This window comes from Rhodococcus sp. K11/5, assembly GCF_055193735.1.
The window spans coordinates 3747472-3765611 of sequence record NZ_CM143721.1 but is presented as its reverse complement, the minus strand read 5'-3'; the positions used below and the strand labels follow the sequence as shown (position 1 = coordinate 3765611).

General features: G+C 70.3%; 17 protein-coding genes. 8 read left to right on the top strand and 9 right to left on the bottom strand.

Features of this window, described 5'->3' with window-relative positions; translation table 11 throughout:
* Nucleotides 1-26: 26 nt before the first annotated feature.
* Genes ACY466_RS17465 through ACY466_RS17450 form a run of 4 tightly spaced genes read right to left on the bottom strand, consistent with a single transcriptional unit; the run spans nucleotide 27 to nucleotide 3953 of the window.
* Entirely contained in the window at nucleotides 27-815 is a 789-nt protein-coding gene (locus ACY466_RS17465; protein WP_463247014.1) for a glycosyltransferase family 2 protein, read from the bottom strand.
* Nucleotides 812-1786 (bottom strand): glycosyltransferase, encoded by a 975-nt coding sequence (locus tag ACY466_RS17460; RefSeq protein ID WP_463247011.1) that lies wholly within the window; start codon nucleotides 1784-1786, stop codon nucleotides 812-814. The genes ACY466_RS17465 and ACY466_RS17460 overlap by 4 nt, the downstream gene beginning before the upstream one ends.
* Nucleotides 1783-2901: a glycosyltransferase gene (locus ACY466_RS17455; protein ID WP_463247009.1), complete on the bottom strand. Its 1119-nt coding sequence runs from the start codon at nucleotides 2899-2901 to the stop codon at nucleotides 1783-1785. Before ACY466_RS17455 ends, ACY466_RS17460 begins: the two co-directional genes overlap by 4 nt.
* Nucleotides 2898-3953, bottom strand: coding sequence for a glycosyltransferase family protein (locus ACY466_RS17450; protein ID WP_463247006.1), 1056 nt, complete (start codon nucleotides 3951-3953; stop codon nucleotides 2898-2900). The genes ACY466_RS17455 and ACY466_RS17450 overlap by 4 nt, the downstream gene beginning before the upstream one ends.
* A gap of 194 nt (nucleotides 3954-4147) precedes the next feature.
* On the opposite strand from ACY466_RS17450, the gene ACY466_RS17445 reads away from it, so the two are divergent.
* Genes ACY466_RS17445 through ACY466_RS17435 form a run of 3 tightly spaced genes read left to right on the top strand, consistent with a single transcriptional unit; the run spans nucleotide 4148 to nucleotide 7358 of the window.
* Nucleotides 4148-5071, top strand: a complete 924-nt coding sequence (locus ACY466_RS17445; RefSeq protein WP_463247003.1) for a WcbI family polysaccharide biosynthesis putative acetyltransferase — start codon at nucleotides 4148-4150, stop codon at nucleotides 5069-5071.
* Nucleotides 5068-6042, top strand: coding sequence for a glycosyltransferase (locus ACY466_RS17440; protein WP_463247002.1), 975 nt, complete (start codon nucleotides 5068-5070; stop codon nucleotides 6040-6042). Before ACY466_RS17445 ends, ACY466_RS17440 begins: the two co-directional genes overlap by 4 nt.
* The gene (locus ACY466_RS17435; protein ID WP_463246999.1) at nucleotides 6039-7358 is read left to right on the top strand and encodes a glycosyltransferase family 2 protein; all 1320 of its coding nucleotides are present in this window, start codon (nucleotides 6039-6041) and stop codon (nucleotides 7356-7358) included. The genes ACY466_RS17440 and ACY466_RS17435 overlap by 4 nt, the downstream gene beginning before the upstream one ends.
* Before the next feature lie 2 nt (nucleotides 7359-7360).
* On the opposite strand, the gene ACY466_RS17430 is transcribed toward ACY466_RS17435, so the two are convergent.
* On the bottom strand, nucleotides 7361-8140 hold the full coding sequence (locus ACY466_RS17430; RefSeq protein WP_463246997.1) for an acyl-[acyl-carrier-protein] thioesterase: 780 nt from the start codon (nucleotides 8138-8140) through the stop codon (nucleotides 7361-7363).
* The gene (aroQ, locus tag ACY466_RS17425) at nucleotides 8137-8601 is read right to left on the bottom strand and encodes a type II 3-dehydroquinate dehydratase (protein ID WP_463246995.1); all 465 of its coding nucleotides are present in this window, start codon (nucleotides 8599-8601) and stop codon (nucleotides 8137-8139) included. The genes ACY466_RS17430 and aroQ overlap by 4 nt, the downstream gene beginning before the upstream one ends.
* 19 nt (nucleotides 8602-8620) lie before the next feature.
* Here aroQ and ACY466_RS17420 point away from each other — a divergent pair, with 19 nt between their 5' ends.
* Complete coding sequence (locus tag ACY466_RS17420; protein ID WP_463252337.1) at nucleotides 8621-9898, top strand: MFS transporter; 1278 nt, start codon at nucleotides 8621-8623, stop codon at nucleotides 9896-9898.
* Here the strand turns inward: ACY466_RS17420 and ACY466_RS17415 are convergent.
* On the bottom strand, nucleotides 9895-11106 hold the full coding sequence (locus ACY466_RS17415; protein WP_463246993.1) for an MFS transporter: 1212 nt from the start codon (nucleotides 11104-11106) through the stop codon (nucleotides 9895-9897). The genes ACY466_RS17420 and ACY466_RS17415 overlap by 4 nt on opposite strands.
* Nucleotides 11107-11140: 34 nt before the next feature.
* Here ACY466_RS17415 and ACY466_RS17410 point away from each other — a divergent pair, with 34 nt between their 5' ends.
* A complete protein-coding gene (locus ACY466_RS17410; RefSeq protein WP_463246991.1) occupies nucleotides 11141-12190 on the top strand; it encodes a LacI family DNA-binding transcriptional regulator in 1050 nt (349 codons plus the stop codon).
* Nucleotides 12187-13533, top strand: a complete 1347-nt coding sequence (gene mgtE / locus ACY466_RS17405) for a magnesium transporter (protein WP_463246988.1) — start codon at nucleotides 12187-12189, stop codon at nucleotides 13531-13533. Before ACY466_RS17410 ends, mgtE begins: the two co-directional genes overlap by 4 nt.
* A 5-nt stretch (nucleotides 13534-13538) precedes the next feature.
* Here the strand turns inward: mgtE and ACY466_RS17400 are convergent, their stop codons facing one another.
* Complete coding sequence (locus ACY466_RS17400; RefSeq protein ID WP_463246986.1) at nucleotides 13539-15071, bottom strand: HNH endonuclease signature motif containing protein; 1533 nt, start codon at nucleotides 15069-15071, stop codon at nucleotides 13539-13541.
* 168 nt (nucleotides 15072-15239) lie between these two features.
* Here ACY466_RS17400 and ACY466_RS17395 point away from each other — a divergent pair, with 168 nt between their 5' ends.
* Nucleotides 15240-16175, top strand: coding sequence for a lysophospholipid acyltransferase family protein (locus ACY466_RS17395; RefSeq protein WP_463246983.1), 936 nt, complete (start codon nucleotides 15240-15242; stop codon nucleotides 16173-16175).
* 18 nt (nucleotides 16176-16193) lie between these two features.
* On the top strand, nucleotides 16194-17189 hold the full coding sequence (locus ACY466_RS17390; protein WP_463246980.1) for an aldo/keto reductase: 996 nt from the start codon (nucleotides 16194-16196) through the stop codon (nucleotides 17187-17189).
* Between the two features lie 10 nt (nucleotides 17190-17199).
* Here the strand turns inward: ACY466_RS17390 and ACY466_RS17385 are convergent, their stop codons facing one another.
* Nucleotides 17200-17949: a giguanylate cyclase gene (locus tag ACY466_RS17385; protein ID WP_463246978.1), complete on the bottom strand. Its 750-nt coding sequence runs from the start codon at nucleotides 17947-17949 to the stop codon at nucleotides 17200-17202.
* Between the last annotated feature and the right edge of the window lie 191 nt (nucleotides 17950-18140).

Here is an 18140-nt window from a genome sequence, read left to right as displayed (position 1 = left end):
GCCGAGAAGCCTAGTCGCCGGGAGATTCAGTCGCTGCGTACCGGGACGCCGTCGCGCCACGCGATCGCCCCCGACGCCTCGAACGCCGACAGCCACCCCGTCATCGGCCACCGCCCCCAGCGTCGATGGAAGACGGCGCAGTTGGTGAGGATGTCGTCGAGGTGCTCGATCGGCGGGGACGACACGGGATGCCACTGGTGGTACGCGTGGGCGCCGCCGAGCCAGTCCAAACCCACCCCCGCCCGACGCGCCACCGCGGCGAAGTCGGTGTCCTCGCCTCCGTACCCGCGATACTCCTCGCAGAACCCGCCGATGCGCCGCCAGGTGTGCGGCGTGACGGCGAAGGACAACGACCAGAACAGGTCGTAGTTCGCACCCGCCTCGACCTGCCCGTCCGGCGGATCGGGTCGGGCGGCGTGCGGGGAGGTCCAGCGATCGATCTCGGCGAGCGGATACCCGCCCTCCGCGCGCGGCAGATACGTCACCGGACCGCACAGCAGGACACCGTCCGTCATGTGATCGCGATAGCGCTCGATCAACGTCGGACCGGCGATGCAGTCCACGTCGAGGAACACCAGGACGTCCGCTCCGGCGTCGATCGCCGCGGCGGCTCCGGCATTGCGGGCCCGCGCCAGCGGAAGCGACGTCCCCTCGCGGGGGACCGAGACGGTGGCGTCGGGAATGTCGGGGTCGCCCATGGACACCACGACGTGATGGTCGGGGACCACCGTGCCGTGGGCGAGGGAATCGCGACTCGCCGCGAGGTGATCCCGGCGCCCGGCCGCGATGGTGATCACGGCGACGGACGCGCTCACGTGACGCTCGTGATGGCGTCGGCGGCGCGGGCGGCGGCCCCGTCGATTCCTGCCGCCTCCCACCCGTCGGACGAGAGTCCCTGTGCACGAACGAGAATGGATTCCCACCGCGCCGGATCGGGCCAGGACCCGAGCCCGACGGCGACGCCCGCCCGGTCCAGGGCGCGCGCGGTGGCGGCCTGTTCGTCGAACGGGCGGTCCTGCGGCACCACCACGGCGGGCGTGCGGGCGGCCGCGACGTCGGCGACGGCGTTCTGACCGGCGTGCGTGATCACCACCGAGGCGGAGGTGAGCAGCGGCCACACGTCGTCGACCCAGTCGCTGCCCGGCACGCCGGCGCCGAACCAGGTGTGGTCCGGCGTGTGTGCTCGGGCCAGATCGAGCGCTTCGGGGGTGAGGGCGGAACCGCCGGCGCCGCCGAGCACCAGAACCGAATTCGGCACCGCCGCAGTCCGATCGGCGCGTCCGGCGAATCGACTGATGGATCCGGTGTGGACGGTCTTGTCCGCGAACGGGTGCAGCCAGGGCGGGTCGTAGACGTCCCGCGACCACGGGGCGACGATGCGCGACGCCACCCGGTACGCCGCGGTGTGGGGAGCGTCGGTGCGCTCGCCGGGCATCGCGAACACCACGACCGGAATCCCCATGAGCCGCACGAAGAGTGCGATCTCGACCGACACGTCGACCACCATCACGGTGGGCCGGTTCTCGGCCACCCACCGCGCCACCGCGGCCATCCGATCCGTCATCCCCGGCACCCCGATCGGCGCCCAGTGCAGTGTTCCCTGCGCCGTGGGATCGACCGGATCGGGGCCGGTGTCCATCGGCAGCGACACCCAGCCGTCGAACGGGTGGGTCGCCGGTTCCGGCCGCGACGACAGGACCGTGACGGCCTCACCGAGCAGCGGGCCGATGGACGAGGCTCGGGTGAGATGGCCGACGCCCTGGTGATGGATGTAGTACCCGATCACGCCGGGACGCCCACCGTGTCCAGTCGGGGGAGGGCGGGCGCGCCGACGACCCGGTCGTACAGCTCGAGGTAGCTGTCGACCATCCGGTCGTCGGAGCAGGCGACCTCGGCGCGGCGACGGGCGGCCCCTCTCGGCAGTCGCGCGGCGTCTCCGATCGCGCCGGCCAACGCGTCGATGTCGTCGGCGGGCACCATGCGACCGCACGTGAGGTCCAGGATCTCGGGGATCCCGCCGCGCGCGAACGCCGCCACCGGAGTGCCGCACGCGAGCGCTTCGGCCACGACCAGACCGTAGGGCTCGTCCCAGCGCGGCGTCACGACGGCGACGGCGGCGCCGCCCACCAGACGCGCGACGTCGCGCTGCATGAGGTGGCCCTCGTAGGTGACGCCGTCGCCCAGGTACGGCTCGACGGCCGTGCGGAAGAACTCGGCGTCCGACGCCGGGCCGGCGATGCGCAGGTGGTAGCCGGCGCGCCGCGCGGCCTCGATGGCGAGGTCGACGCCCTTCTCGGGAACGAGCCGTCCGGTCCAGACGGCGTAGTCCCCGCCCGGCCCGGCGGGGAACCGATCCAGGGGAATGCCGTTGGGCACGACGGGGATCGTGCCGGTGACCGGCCGCCACTGTCGCGCCGTGTACTCGCTGACCGCCGCGTACGCGGTGGTGGGATTGAGCGGCACGGACGCGGCGGATTCCAGCCACGCGAGCGGCGGGGTGTGCAGCGTGGTGAGCATGGGGACCGGCACCATTCGCGACATCGCGATGGGCAGATAGTGCAGGCTGTGGTTGTGGATGACGTCGAACGACGTCGCCAGCGGGCCGGCCAGTTCCAGCATCACGGACAGGTAGGCGTGGTGCTCGTGCGCCACCCACGACGGTCCCATGTGCTCGAGCCGGGCGTCGGGGCTGAGCTCGAACGTGCGGACCGGGATGACGTCCTCGGCGACGTCGGTGGACGTGCCCTCCGCGCCGAACAGGGTGACGTGGTGGCCACGTTCGGTGAGGCTGCGCGCGAGTTGCCACACGTGGGCCTCGAGGCCGCCGGGGAACGGCTGCGCGATGGGGAAACGGGACGAGCCGAGCAACGCGATGCGGAGCGACCGCCCGGACGCCCTCACGCGGTCACCGCGGCGAGGCCTGCGTAGAGCCGGGCGTGATCGGTGGCGACGGTGTCGCGCTGATGCGCTCGGAAATCGGCGAAGGTGGCGCCGTCGACGGCGGTGCGGCCCACGGCATTCTCGACCGCCCGGTCCAACGACGCCGCGTCGAACAGGTTCGGGCCGAAGACGAAGCTGTCGCAGTCGAATTGACGCGCGAAGTAACCGATGTCGGGGACCACCGGGGCGACACCCAGATCGCGACACGCCTCCATCCACCCGGAGTGCGTGCCGAAGCGGTACGGCAGCACCGACACGTCGATCTCGGACAGGTACTGCCACAGCTCCTCGTCGGTGAAGCGGCCGTGCACGCGCACGTCGACGTCGGGGAGATCGCGGAACGACAGCAATTGCTCGCCGGTCTCCGGCGCGTACCAGTGGCTGGTGTGATCGAAGATGTCGTCGTCGACGTCGATCCGTACCACCGCGCCGAGGCGCGCGGCGGTCGCGACGACGGTGGGCAGCACGGCGAGGGGATCGAGGTTGGCGCGCAGGCTCTTCGCGTGCACGGCCACCACCGGGGCGCGGTCGCTGCGCTCACGGGCGGCGATGCGGTCGAGGGGCACCACGTGGGGATGCGGAACCACGGTGGCGGCGCGGTTCCATCGGCGTTCGATCTCGTGAGCGGCGCCGTCGGTGAGGGTGAGAACGGCGTCTGCGGCCGGGATCAGGACGTCGAGGTGGGCGCGGTGCATCGTGGTGTCGGCGAAGTGCGGATTGTGCAGATCGTGCACCGTGAGCACCAGGGGGACGCGGGCGTCGTGCAGCACGTCGACGACGGCGGTGAGGCGCTCGGGCGTCGCGGCATCGAAGCCGAAGTGGAGATGGACGACGTCGACGTCGGTGAGGTTCGCGGCCAGGTACTCCGGCTCCAGCAACCGCGGCGGCCACCACTGGCCGGGGCTCGTCGCCTCGAGAGGACGCGGATCGGCGAGCACGCGGATGCTGCCGTCGGTCGGCGTGATGCGCCGAACGTACGGGTGAGCTGCGGGAATCGACGCAACGGAAATCACGGGCGGATCTGTCCTCCAGAAGATGCGATTGCAGATGTCGGCACCGGAAGCGGTGCGGACGTCGGCACTGACAGGCCACCTTCTGGACCCCGATGACCGCAGGGTGCCCCGGGGGGGCCTCGTCTAATCGCGACGCCCGTCACGGGCCGATGTGACTCGCCCGTCACGGGCCGATGTGACCTATGTTGACTGCCATGGAGCCAGACGGCAGGACCCGGCACTACGGCACCTTCTACGGTCTGAACGAGCCGGACGATCGCCCCCTGTGGCTCGTCCACGGCAACTGTCAGGCCGAGGCGCTGCGGGTGATGCTCGATTCCGTCGCCGACGCGCCGTTCACCACCGTGCGGATGCCGCCGGTGCACGAGCTCTCCGCGTCCGACGTTCCGCACCTCGATCGGCTGCTGGCCCGTGCGGCCGTGGTCCTGTCGCAACCCGTGCGCGACGGCTACCGCGACCTCCCTCTCGGCACGGACGAGGTCCGGTCGCGCACCTCGGGGGCGACGGTCATCCGGTGGCCGGTGTTCCGCTACTCCGGCCTCTACCCGTTCCAGGTGATCGTGCGACACCCGAGCGAGCCGTCGGCGACGCCCGCCGCGGTGCCGTACCACGATCTGCGCACCCTTCTCGCCGCGTCCCGCGGGGCCGATCCCGACGCGCCGTGGGACGTCGAGGTCGACGCGTCCGGTATCCGGGCCAACGCCGACGCGAGCGTGGCGGAGCTCGCCCGGAGGGAGGGCAGGGACTGCGACGTCGTGATCTCGGACGTGATCCGCGATCACGGCGCCGCCGCCTGCCACACGATCAACCACCCCGGCAACGGGGTGCTGCACGATCTCGCCGTGCGGATCCTGGCCGCGGCGGAGACGCCCGGAGCCCCGAGTGATCCCGGACGGGTGTTGCTGAACGCGGTGCACACCCCGCTCGACGCGCGGGTGATCGACGCTCTCGCGCTCGACTCCGCGCCTCGCACCGAGTGGACCGTGGGGGACACCGGGGTCTCCACGGACGAGGTCCACCGCACCCAGATGCGCTGGTACGCCGAGCATCCCGAGTTCGTCGGGGCCGGGCTCGAACGGCACGCGGCCACCCTCGAACTCCTGGGGGCGGCCTCGTGAGGGTGACGTACCTGATCGTCGGGCCGGAGCGGCACGGCGTGGTGCAGTGCGCCACCCGGGTGGCGGGGGCTCTCACCGGAGTCGAGGTCCGGGCGGCGTCCGCGGTGGACGAGATCGTCGTCGGCAGTGCGGATGTCGTCCATCTGCACGTGACGGACCGGTTGTTCGGCTCGCCCGCCTCCGTTGCCGCATCGGCCGTGGAGAGCATCGCGGCCGGTGTGCGTCGGGCGCGCGCGAGGTTCGTGGTCACGCTGCACGACCTGCCTCAACCGTCGGACGGCCGGTCCGCTGCGGCCCGGGTGGAATGCTATCGGCGTGTGGTCGCGGCGGCCGATCTGGTGATCGTGAGCAGCGACCACGAGCGGACGTTGTTGCACGACGCGGGAATCGAGCCCGGCGCGATCGAGACCATCCCGCTCCCCGTGGACGCCCGCCCGAGTACGCCCCGTCCCGCGGAGGTCGGGACGGTGGGCGTGCTCGGGTTCCTCTACCCCGGCAAGGGGCACCTCGAGGTGCTGCGGGCGCTGCCGGTGGGCGCGGAGCTGGTGGCCCTGGGTACCCCGTCGCCGGGCCACGACGATCTGGTGGACGAGCTGGCGCGGACGGCGCATCACGCCGGAACGTCGTTCCGCATCACCGGCTACCTCGACGACGCCGATCTGCCGACGCGGCTCGGCGACATCGCCGTTCCCGTCGCGCACCACCGGCACATGTCCGCGTCCGGGTCGATCAACACGTGGATCGAGCACGGCCGCCGGCCGCTGGTGGTGGCGGGTTCGTACACCCGCGAATTCGACCGACGCTCACCGGGAACCGTGACGCTGTACGACGAGGACGACCTTCCGGCCGCCCTCGCGCGCGCTCTCGCGGATCCGGCGTCGACCTGGTTGTCGCCCGGCGCCACAGCGCACCCGACGCTCGCCGAGGTCGCGCGGTTGCACACGGTCGCCTACGAACGTCTCGTGACGTGACCGGCGAGGTGATCGCACTTCCGGGCGGCCGGTTCGCGGTCCCCGGGAACCGCTGGGACCTCGTTCCCGACGCGTCTGTCGACCCCCCGACGGTCACGGTGATCGTCCCGTACTACGAACAGCCGCAGCAGCTCTCGATGCTTCTGCGCGCGCTCGAGGCGCAGACCCATCCGCTCGACCGACTGCAGGTGGTGATCGCCGACGACGGGTCCCCGCACCGACCGTGCGTCGATGCCGCCCTCGACGTCACGGTCGTGCGCCAGGACGATCGCGGGTTCCGGGCGGCGGCGGCCCGCAATCTCGGTGCCCGCGCCGCCCGCGGGGACGTGCTGTGTTTCCTCGATGCGGACACCGTCCCGGAACCGGACTACGTCGAACGGATCACGCGGCTGCCGTCCCTCGTGCCCGACGCGGTGACGGTGGGCCGCCGCCGGCATGCGGATCTGACGGGGCCGGAACCGCAGATTCTCCCCGAACCCCGGTGGCTGCTCGACGCGTACCGAGGTTCGCGGGATCTGCTGGACGCGGACTGGCGGTCCTACCGCCACGTGATCAGTGCCGTGATGTGCTGTACCCGTGCACTGTTCGAGGAGATCGGCGGGTTCGACGAATCGTTCGTGCAGTACGGCGGCGAGGACTGGGAGTTGGCGAACCGGGCGTACCTGGCCGGTGCGGTGCTCGCCCACGTCCCGGACGCCGTCGCCTGGCACGACGGCCCGGATTGGGCAGGTCGGTCCGACGCCGATCAGCGCGCCGCGAAGAACGCCGAGGCGTTGGCCATGGCACGGCTCGTCACCGATCCGTTCGCGAGGACGCACGGAGTGCGGTACGCGGTACCGGATCTGGTGGCGCACGTCCACACCGCCGGGCACACTCCGGCGTCGCTGTTGGTGACCCTCGGCTCGATCCTCGGCTACGGAGACGTCGCGGTGTGGATCGACGGGGTCGATGCGGCCGAGACCGTGGCGGCACTGGGGATCGAGGACTCGCGGGTACACGTCGGGACGCCGGAGTCGGTGTCGCGCAGTCGGTTCGGAGTCGAGGTCACCGGGCGCGTCGTGTTCGCCGACGGAGCGCTGCGCGAGCTCGGCAACCGGACCGGACCCGCCGGCGTCGGGCGCATCGACGTGCGGTGGCCGTCGGGCGAGTCGGTGATCTTCCGGTCGTGGCGTGCGGTGCGCCGAGCGGCGCGGTGGGCACCCGGGCTCGGGGAACCGGAAGCGGCGGTGCTGGAACGGCTGTTCGGCGTCGAGGTTCTCGCGCCGCAGGACGCCGGGGCGTCCCTGCTCGAGGAGCAACCGAACCTGGCCTGGTGAGCTCAGCTCCGCGCGAGAACCATCGCGACGGTGCGCACGGTGTCGTTCACCACGAACCAGATGATGACGGCGGGGGAACCGTCGACGTCCTCACGGCGCCAGCGCAACACTACGTTCTCCGACTTGGTGATCGGCGCGACGTACTCGATGACCGCACGGTGCGGTCCCGCGGTGAGATCGCCGAGGGAGCCGTGATCGAGGACCTCCTCGACGGCCTGCCAGTACGCGGCGTTGTTCACGTGGTCGAGGGCGTCGACGTCGGTGATGCGCAACGGGAACGGGAGATCGGTGGACGACGGTTCCGGCGCGGGGTCGCGCAGCCACGGCTTCCACTTGAGGCGGTGCTCGTCCGTGGTGCGCGTGAGCAGGGCGACGCCGTCGTCCGAGATTCGCGTGGGCATTCCGCTCTCCATGGACATGTTGATCCAGAAGCCCTCGGTCTCGATGTGGGCGCCCTTGTCCCCGGTGATGCGCACGCGCATGTTGGACCACCGGCTCGACAGGCCGGAGCACCAGCGGTGCAGCGTCACGCGCTCGGGCCACACGGACGGCCGGATCACGTCGACGACGGTGCGGCGCACGATCCAGAACGGATCCGTCTGCGCCAGTCCCGACGCGTCGAGGTTGTCGGAGCCGATGTCCTGGAGGTACCGCGCGATGGAGTCGTAGCGCAGCCGGTTGGCGGTGTCCACGTCGCCCGCCCGTACCGGGCGGTCGGTGGTGAACCCCTCGTTCGACGCCGGCGGGGGCAGGAGCGGGGTGGCCGCGAGCGGGGCGGTCACGCGAGCTGCTCGCACAGGGCCTGGACCGCGAAGGCGTAGCCGCGGATTCCGAGACCGGCGATCACGCCCGTGGCGACGGGGGAGACGTAGCTGTGGTGCCGGAACTCCTCGCGGGAGTGCACGTTGCTGAGGTGGACCTCGACGATGGGCACCTCCGGGATCACCAGCGCGTCGCGCAGCGCGACCGAGGTGTGGGTGAGACCGCCGGGGTTGATCACGATGCCCGCCACCGTGCCGCGAGCCTCGTGGATCCAGTCGATCAGCTGCCCCTCGTGGTTGGACTGCTCCGCGCGCACCGTTCGGCCGAAGGTTTCCGCCGTGGTCCGGCACAGCTCGATCACGTCCTCGAGCCGGTCGTGACCGTAGACCTCGGGCTGCCGGGTTCCGAGCATGTTCAGGTTCGGCCCGTTGAGAACCAGGATGGGCAGATCATTGCCGTCGGTCACGGAGTCGGGCGTCATGGCGCACGACATTACTGGGATGATGTCCGCCATGCGTGCGTGGATCGTGTGGACCGTCGGCGTCCTGGCCTACGCGGTGGGCGTCCTGCATCGCACGTCCTTCGGTGTCGCCGGGCCCGATGCGGTGGACCGGTTCGGTGCGACCCCGTCGATGCTGTCGTTGTTCGTCGTCCTGCAGGTCGTGGTCTACGCGAGCATGCAGATCCCGGCGGGCGTGATCCTCGACCGGGTAGGTTCGCGGGCCATGATCGTGACGGGGGCGCTGGTGATGGCGTCGGGTCAGGTGGCCCTGGCCTTCACCGAATCGCTGCCGCTTGCGATCGCGGCCCGCGTCGTCGTCGGCGTGGGTGACGCCCTCACCTTCATCTCGGTGCTCCGTCTCGTTCCGCAGTGGTTCGGCCCGCGCCGGGTTCCGCTGCTCTCGCAGTTGACCGGCATTCTCGGCCAGACCGGCCAGGTGCTGTCGGCGTTGCCGTTCCTCGCGCTGCTGCACGGGCCGGGGTGGACGGTGGCGTTCGCCTCGGCCGCGTCGGCGGGAGTGCTGATCGCCGTGGCCGCGCTGGCGGCCGTGCGGAACTCGCCGGACGACACTCCCCGCCCCACGGAGAAGGTCACGCTGCGCGAGACCGGTCGGCAGATCGCCGTGGTGTGGCGCCGACCGGGCACTCGGCTCGGCTTCTTCTCGCACATGGGCACGCAGTTCTCGATCACCGTCTTCACGTTGATCTGGGGTGTGCCGTACCTGACCTCCGCGCAGGGGCAGTCGTCGTCCATGGTCGGTGTGCTGCTGACCGTCTCGGTGGTGACGGCCATCCTCGCGGGCATCGTGATCGGCACGCTCACCGGCCGCTACCCGATGCGCCGGTCGTGGATGGTGCTCGCGATCATGGTGAGCAACGCGATCATGTGGACGATCGTGCTGGCGCTGCCCGGGCCCGCGCCGACGTGGCTGCTGTTCCTTCTCGTCGTGGTGATCTCGATCGGCGGACCAGGTTCGGTGATCGGGTTCGACTACGCCCGCACCTTCAATCCCAGCGTCGCTCTCGGCACGGCGCAGGGCATGGTGAACATCGGCGGGTTCCTCGCGGCGCTGATCGTCATGCAGTCGATGGGTCTGATCATGAACGCGATGGGCGGCTACACCTTCGAGGCGTTCCGCGTGGCCTGGACCGTGCAGTACGTGGTCTGGGCGGTCGCGATCACGGGGGTGATCGTCTCGCGGCGTCGCGCGCGCCGCGATGCGGGGATCGTCCCGCGCACCCTGAAAGAGGTGCGGGAACGGATGCGCGACAGCTAGTTCGTGAACGCTCGGCGCAGGCCCAGCACCACGGCCAGCGCGGCGAGCACCAGCCCGAGGGTCACCGTGAGCAGTACGGGCACGCCCGACGCGTCGATCACCACGCCGCCCAGGAGCGCGCCCGACGCGATGGCCACCTGGAACGTCACGACGTAGACGGCGGACGCGTGGTCGGCGGCGGCCGGTCCGCGTCGACGCCGGGCCGAGTTCAGCACCGCGGACTGCACGCACACCGGGATGGTGGTGAAGGCCAGTCCCCACAGGGCGATCGAGGCGATCGCGAGAACGCCGAGCCCGGTGCCGGGTCCGGCCGTGCGGGCCAGCAGCGTGAGGACCAGCGCCGCGCCGACGGTGGCCAGCACCACGATCGTCGACTGCCACGGTCGGCGGTCGTACACGCGGCCGATGATCCAGATGCCCACGACACCCGCGAGTCCGTAGACGAACAGCATGGCCGAGAGCGTCGATCCGCCGCCGCCCAGCGTCTGGCCGACGATCAGGGAGAAATAGGTGTAGCCGGTGAAGTGGCCGAGGACGGCCAGGAACGTGACCGCGCACAGACCCACCAGGATCGGGTCGATTCGCCGACGCGGCGCGGGAGCGGACGGCGACGGCGCGCGTACCGGGAGGGCGGGAAGAAGCCTGGTGAGCGCGAGGGTGACGGCGAGCGCAACCACGCCGAGGATGGCGGCGGCCGTGCGCCAGCCGAGCCACTGGCCCAGGGCGGCCGTCAGCGGATTGCCGGCGACCAGGGCCAGCGAGGTTCCCGCGTAGACGAGGGCGATCGCCTTGCCCTGCTTGCCGGGGGCGGCCAGTGACGCGGCGACCGGGGCGACGACCGCCCAGAACACCCCGTGCGTCGCGGCGCCGACGAGGCGAGCGACGACCACCATCGCGTAGTTCACCGCGACCGCCGACAGCAGCAGCGACACCGCGAGCGACGCGGCGGTCACGATCACGACGCGGCGACGATCCCACGTCCCGACCACACGCATCAGCGGCAGCGTGACGAGGGCGACGGCGTACGCGTAGAAGGTCAGCAGCAGTCCGATGGCGGATTCGCCGACCCCGAGATCGCGCGACATCTCCGGCAGCAGGCCGACCGGCAGCGTCTCGGCGGTGACGTAGATGAACGCGGTGGCCGCGAGCACCAGGAGCGGCAGGGTGCGCTGCCGCCCGTCGGTGGTCGTCGGTGCGGTCGTGGTCATGTCGTGTAACGATACACAGGTTAGGGTGGGGCCTGTGACTCGCGAGGCTCGCACGACCATGGCCGACGTGGCGGCCGAAGCCGGCGTCTCGGTGATGAGCGTGTCCTACGCCTTCGGCAAGCCGGATCGGGTGTCGGACGAGACCCGGCGGCGCGTCCGGGACGCCGCCGCCCGGCTGAACTACACCGGCCCGCACCGAGGTGCGCAGTCCCTGCGCAGCGGGCGCACCAACAACCTCGGCGTCGTCCTCACCGAACGCCTCACCTACGCCTTCGACGATCCCCAGGCCCGACGCTTTCTCTCCGGCATCGCCGACGCGTGCCTCGACACCGACACCGGCCTGGTGCTCCTGCCGAACCGACGCGACGGGCAGGACGTCGCTCGCATTCTGGATGCGCAGGTGGACGGGTACATCCTGTGGACCACCGTCGTGGACGACCCCGTGCTCGACGCGGTCGTGGGGACCGGTACGCCGGTGGTGGTGCAGGGCGGCCCTCGCCACGACGGTGCCGAACTCGTCGCGATCGACGACGTGGCCGCCGCGGCGGCCGTGGCGGCCCACGCCCTGGTCGGCGCTCGGCGCCCGCTCGTGCTGTCCTTTCCGAACGATCGGCGCCGGATTCGGTCCACGGTGCACGGACCCGACCCGGCGGCCGCGACCTTTCCGGTCACCCGGAATCGGCTAGAGGGGTATCGGGACGCGGTGATCGGGGCCGGACTCGACTGGAGCCGCACGCCGGTGGTGTTCGTGGAGAGCAGCTACCGATCCGAGGGGGTGCGGGCGATGGCCGAGACTCTCGACGCGTTCCGCCCCGACGCCGTCCTGGCCATGAGCGACGAGGTGGCGCTCGGGGCGCTGTCGGTCGCGCGAGAACGCGGGATCGCCGTGCCGACGGATCTGTCGATCGTCGGCTGGGACGACACCGACGAGGCGTCGGGTGCGGGTCTGACGACCGTCGCACAGTCGCTCCACGAACAGGGTCGCAGTGCCGCGAGGTTCGTCCTCGGGTCGGACGAGGTCCTCGCGAACGCCGAGTGGGAGATCGTGGTCCGGGGCAGTACGCGGGATAGGTTCGCACGGTGACGACTCCGACGCCCACCACCTTCCGCGACCTCGAGGACGCGCTGGACGGCCCCGATCTGGCCGCGCTCACCGCTCTGCTCGACCCGCTGTCGGTGGTGCAGATCGTCGCGGCGCTCGAACGGTTGGACGTCACCGACCGCGCGGTGCTCTACCGCCTGCTGCCGAAGACCAAGGCGCTGGCGGTGTTCGAGGACCTGGACGCGAGTCTGCAGCGCGACCTGGTGACCGGGCTGAAGGACGACGACGTCGCGACGCTGTTCGCCGATCTCGATCCCGACGATCGCGTCGAACTGCTCGACGAGCTCCCCGCGACCGTCGCCAACAAGCTCATGCACGGTCTGCCCGCGCACGAGCGCGACCTCACCGCCGGCATCCTCGGATATCCGCGCGGCTCGATCGGTCGGCGGATGAGCCCGGAGTTCGTCACGGTGCACCCGGACATGTCGACCTCGCGCGCGATCGCCCGCACTCTGCGCCGAGTCGACGACGCGGAGACGATCTACACGGTGCCGGTCACCGACGGCGAGCGGGTTCTGGTGGGGGTCGCAGGACTCGACCGTCTGCTCCGGGCCCCGCACGGATCCACGGTGGCGGACGTGATGGAGGAACCTCACTGGGCGACCGCGACCGAGGACAGCGAATCGGCCGCGCGAACGTGCGCGGATCGAAAGTTGCTGGCGCTGCCCGTGGTGGACAGCGAGAGACGGCTCGTGGGGATCCTCACCGTCGACGACGCCCTGCGCATCCTCGAGACGGCGGAAACCGAGGATCAGGCGCGCATCGGTGGAACCGAACCGTTGCGGCAGCCCTACCTGGCGACGCCCGTTCGCAGCATCGTCCGCGCCCGCGTGGTCTGGCTGCTGGTTCTGGCGATCGGCGCCACGCTCACCGTCCAGGTGCTCGAGGTCTTCGAGGACACGCTCGCGCAGGTGGTGACGCTGGCCCTGTTCGTCCCCCTGCTCATCGGTACCGGCGGAAATACCGGCAACCAAGCGGCGACCACGGTGACCCGCGCGCTGGCCCTGAACGACGTGGAACCGCGAGATCTGGCGAAAGTCCTGCTTCGAGAACTGCGCGTGGGGGTCTCGCTGGGGCTGTTGTTGGGAACGGTGGCCTTCGTGCCGGCATCGCTGATCTACGACGTGTCGTTCGGGGCCGTCATCGGTCTCACGTTGCTGGCCGTGTGCACGATGGCCGCGACCGTGGGCGGCGCGATGCCGCTGTTGGCCCGCGCGATCGGCACCGATCCCGCGGTGTTCTCCAACCCCTTCATCACCACGTTCGTCGACGCCACCGGTCTGCTGGTGTACTTCCTCATCGCCAGGGCGGTCCTGGGAATCTGAGGTGGTCACCCGTCGGGTGCCGTGAAGTAGTGACGTCCGTGCGGGTCTCGGATGTGGATGATGCCGTGATCCAGGATGCGGTAGGTCCACTGCTTGCGGGTCTTCAGCCCGTGATGGTGACGGCACAGCGGTTCGAGGTTGTCGAGCACGGTCCATCCCCCGGCCACCGGGTTCCGGTGGTCGAACGGAACGGCATGGTCGAGGTCGCACTCGGCGCTGGGCACACTGCATCCCGGATGTACGCACGCTGCGTACCGTGCCGTCACCGAGATGCGCAGCGCGTCGGACGGGGTGTAGGTGGTCGCGCCGGGTGGCGGCGCGTCGTATCCACCGTGGCCGTCGGTGCGGGCGCGGTCCGAGTCGAGCAGTTCCGGGGTGGTCGCGGCCATCTCCCGTAGTCGGTCCAGGGCCGCGCGCATCCGGTGGTACTCGGCGCGCCTGGTGTCTCGGGTGGCGCCGGGGTCGGTCGGTGTCCACCCGGCGGGCAGGCGACGACCCCGGCGGACCTCGGGCGAGGGCGTCGGAACCGGTGGTATCGCGTCGTTGTCCGAGCACGTCGGGCAGCTCGAGTTCTGGTGTGCCGATCGCCGCGCCTCCGCGATGATCGCCTGCCACGTGGCGTCCTCGGCGAGCGCGCGGGCGGTGTCGGCGGGGATACGTCCCCACCCGTCGAGGTAGCCGGGTTCTCCGGCGAGACCCGCGGCCGTCTCCGCGTCGATCACGATGTAGGCCATCCTCGTCGGTGCGTTCGATGTGTCCGGGGCGCGGTAGGTGCACCGAGGATCGGGGTCGGTGTCGTCGGGGATGGTCTCGGTGGTGCAGTCGCACCCGAAGGGCGTTCCGGTGAGAAGGCTGTGCGCGGCGTCGAACAACCGCGCCCCGACCGCTCGCGGGTCCGTCGCGCACAGGTTGCGTCCCACGTCGACGATCGACGTCGCCATCGCCGCGATCCTCTCCTGCGGCCCCCTCAGCGTCAGCTCGGCCTGTCCCCGCGCGAGCTTCCGGACCGTCACGGTGCGTTCGGCCGCGGCCCGTTCCCGGGCGCGGCGATGCCACTCTGCGTCGAACTCGGCGATGATCCGATCGATCGCGGCGGTCAGCGAATTCTGGGTGCATCGACCGGCGGCGGCGAGGATGAGCGCCAGAAGGTCGTCGGTGACGCGCGGGACCGTGGCGAGGGTGCGGCACAGGGTGCGGAACTTGTTGTACGGCAGCCGGCCCGCGTCGAACGCGTCCCGGATCGCGGGACGGGCGGTGCGGTAGAGAAAGAGCCACTCGTCGACCGTCGAGCCGGGAACGGCCAACCGCGCGGCGATCTCGGCGACCGCGCTCTTCCCCGCGGCCTCGGCGTCGAAGCAGGCGCCCGGAGCGAGTACGCGGGGCCGCTGCTCTGCGGCCTCGACGTACCGCACCGACGCCTGGACGCTGCGGGCGAACTGGGCGTTGGCGGCGGTGCTTCCCGAGACGATGTCGTCGAACAGGTCGCCGAGCGTGGTGGATCCGATACCGCTGTCGAATCCGATACTGCTGTCGCCCAACGTCTCACCCCCCGGTGCCCACCCTCGAACCGCCCCCGCGATACAGACGAAAACGTACCCCGATCCACCGACAGAAAACCGCGCCCGCGAACCGCCCCCTCCTGTGTCCGTCGACAGTCGTTCGTGAACTTCGCTACCGAGGTGCGCCCGCTGCGCTAAGTTCGCCCCATGAGCGACCCACACCATCGTGACCTGGACAAACAGGACCAGGCTGCTCGGACGGCCGCCGCCGCGCGGCTGGCGATGAAGGAGAAGCGCGAGCGCGAGGCCGGCGGTCTGGGGGCAATCGTGGCCTCGCGTGCGGGCGACTGGAGTCTCGAGGATCAGAACTTCGACAGCATGCGCACGCAGGAGAAGTTGTGGAACCCGATCGTGGACAAGTACTTCCGCATGGAGATCGACGGATGGGAGACCATCCCCGAGGCCCCGGTACTGCTGGTCGGCGTCCACACCGGCGCCCCGTTCGTGTGGGACGCCTGGACCGTCGGGGCTCAGTGGTGGCGGAGGTTCGGTGAGTCCCGGATTCTGCACGGGACCGCTCACGACGCATTGATGGCGTTCCCGCTCATCGGTCGGGTCTTCCGGTCGATGGGGGTGCTCCCGGCTGCGCCTGATTCGATGGCGACGGCCCTGGCCGAGGGGCACGACGTGATCGTGTGGCCCGGGGGAGAGAAGGATTCGCTTCGGCCGTGGCGGGAACGAGACGTCGCGACCCTCGGTGGCCGCACCGGCTTCGTCAAGCTCGCCATCCGCGCGGGCGTGCCGATCGTCCCGATCGCGACGGTCGGCGGGGCCGACGCCATGCCGGTGCTGATCCGCGGGGACCGGGTGTCGCGGGTACTGCGACTCGACCGGATCGCCCGCCTCAAGGTCTTCCCCATCGCCATCGCGCTGCCGTGGGGGATCGCGCCCGCCGCGCTCCCGCAGATTCCGTTACCGGCGAAGATTCGCACCCGTTTCATGCCGCCGGTGACCGTGGAACCCGATCTGTCGTTGGTGGACGACGACGAGTACGTCGAGGCGAAGTACCAGGAGGTCCGAGATTCCATCCAGGCCGGCATGGACGCACTCGCGAAGAAGCGCAAGTTCCCCGTCTTCCGCTGAGGGTGTTCGATGGAACGCATGACACTCACTTCTCGCACCCTCGGCACCACCTCCGCCCTCGACGTCTCCGCGGTCGGACTCGGCTGCATGGGTATGTCCGAGTTCTACGGCGACACCGATCGCGACGGCAGTATCTCGACCATCCGGCGGGCGCTCGATCTCGGTGTGTCCTTACTGGACACGGCCGACATGTACGGGCCGTTCGTCAACGAGGAGTTGGTGGGCGAGGCGATCGCCGGCCGCCGTCAGGACGTGGTGCTGGCCACCAAGTTCGGCAACGAACGCCGTCCCGACGGCTCCCGCGTCGGCATCAACGGCACGCCGGAGTACGTGCACGCCGCGTGTGACGCGTCGCTGCGGCGGTTGGGCGTCGACCACATCGACCTCTACTACCAGCACCGCGTCGACAAGTCGGTCCCCATCGAGGACACCGTGGGTGCGATGAAGGAACTCGTCGAGGCGGGCAAGGTCGCGCACCTGGGACTGTCCGAGGCCTCGCCCGACACCATCCGCCGTGCCCACGCGGTGCACCCCGTCACGGCTCTGCAGACCGAGTACTCGCTGTTCACCCGCGATCTGGAGGCCGAGGTGTTGCCGACGCTGCGCGAGCTGGGCATCGGCCTGGTCCCGTACTCGCCGTTGGGTCGCGGACTGTTGACCGGAGCCATCACCTCGGAGGGCGAGCTCGCCGAGGACGATCGGCGGCGAACCACTTACTTCCCGCGCTTCCAGGGCGACGCTCTGGCCATCAACCTCGAACTGGTGGCCCGCATTCGGGAGATCGCGGAACGGGTCGACTGCACTCCCGGTCAGCTCGCTCTCGCCTGGGTGCTGGCGCAGGGCGACGACATCGTTCCGATCCCGGGCACCAAGCGCGTGCGGTACCTCGAGGAGAACGTCGCGGCCTTCGACGTCGCGATCACCGCGGAGATCCTGGACGAGCTCGACGCGGCCGTCCCTGCCGACGCGGTGGCCGGCGCACGCTACGGCGACATGTCCTCGATCGACGAGTGACCGTCGGTTCTCAGGACTGGTCGAGCCGGGTGGACCGGACGAAGAGGTAGAGCAGTGCGGGGATGGCCAGCACCAACGACATGACCGGAACCCACACCACGAGGGCACCGAGCAGCGGCACACCCTGGAAGGCGACGTTGTAGGCAACGACACCGGTGACCGACAGGCTGCACACGATCACGTGAGCGGCCAGCATCCACCGGTCGAGGAACACCCCGGCGAAGAGTCCGAGCACGGCGAAGAACGCGAGCTTGCCGACCGCGTATTCCGGTGGCATGTCTGCGGTGACGGTGGCGGCCAGGATGAACAGGTCCGACAGTATGACGAAGACGAAAGTCGGCCGCAGCCGAGGCCATCGGATGAACGACCACCACACCGCTGCGAGGAACGCGAAGACCGCGGAGGCGATCTGGATACCGAGGGCGGGCTGGGTGCGTGCGCCGAACCCGAACAGGATCTCGAGTGTCGCGCACACGGCCATGGACAGGCTGAACACGGCGACGATGGCACGCACCACCCGCTCGTCGGTGAACGAGGACATCAACCCGACGACCCATTCGTAGCGCTCCTCGAGCTCGCTCATCGGCTCGTCGTCGGAGTCCGGCGGGGTGAGCGGTGGGTTGTCGCGCGGCGAATATTCGGTGGGGGACGCGGGGTTCGACGCTGCGAACGATCGGGGGCCGTATCCGCCGGAGAAACCGCCGACGTCGAACGCGGTCGACTGGTAGCCGTTCGGGTGTCCGTCTCGTGCTGTCGTCATATCCAGATCCGATTCCGTAGTGGGTCGATCGCGAGAACGACGACCGTCGGCGTGGCGAACACGACGACGACGAAAGGTGCGGTAAGGGAGCGAACCGTCGTGTTCGGAGACAGTAAACAAGAGATCGAGACTGTGATGGGCTCTTGATCGGTGAAAAGGTCGTTTTTGTTACCGTTCACAAATGAGAACAA

Coding starts and splice junctions, on each gene's coding strand:
- ACY466_RS17445 (WP_463247003.1), top strand. CDS start 4,148: ATGGAGCCAGACGGCAGGACCCGGCACTACGGCACCTTCTACGGTCTG.
- aroQ (WP_463246995.1), bottom strand. CDS start 8,601: ATGACGCCCGACTCCGTGACCGACGGCAATGATCTGCCCATCCTGGTT.
- ACY466_RS17420 (WP_463252337.1), top strand. CDS start 8,621: ATGATGTCCGCCATGCGTGCGTGGATCGTGTGGACCGTCGGCGTCCTG.
- ACY466_RS17415 (WP_463246993.1), bottom strand. CDS start 11,106: ATGACCACGACCGCACCGACGACCACCGACGGGCGGCAGCGCACCCTG.
- ACY466_RS17395 (WP_463246983.1), top strand. CDS start 15,240: ATGAGCGACCCACACCATCGTGACCTGGACAAACAGGACCAGGCTGCT.
- ACY466_RS17390 (WP_463246980.1), top strand. CDS start 16,194: ATGACACTCACTTCTCGCACCCTCGGCACCACCTCCGCCCTCGACGTC.
- ACY466_RS17385 (WP_463246978.1), bottom strand. CDS start 17,949: ATGACGACAGCACGAGACGGACACCCGAACGGCTACCAGTCGACCGCG.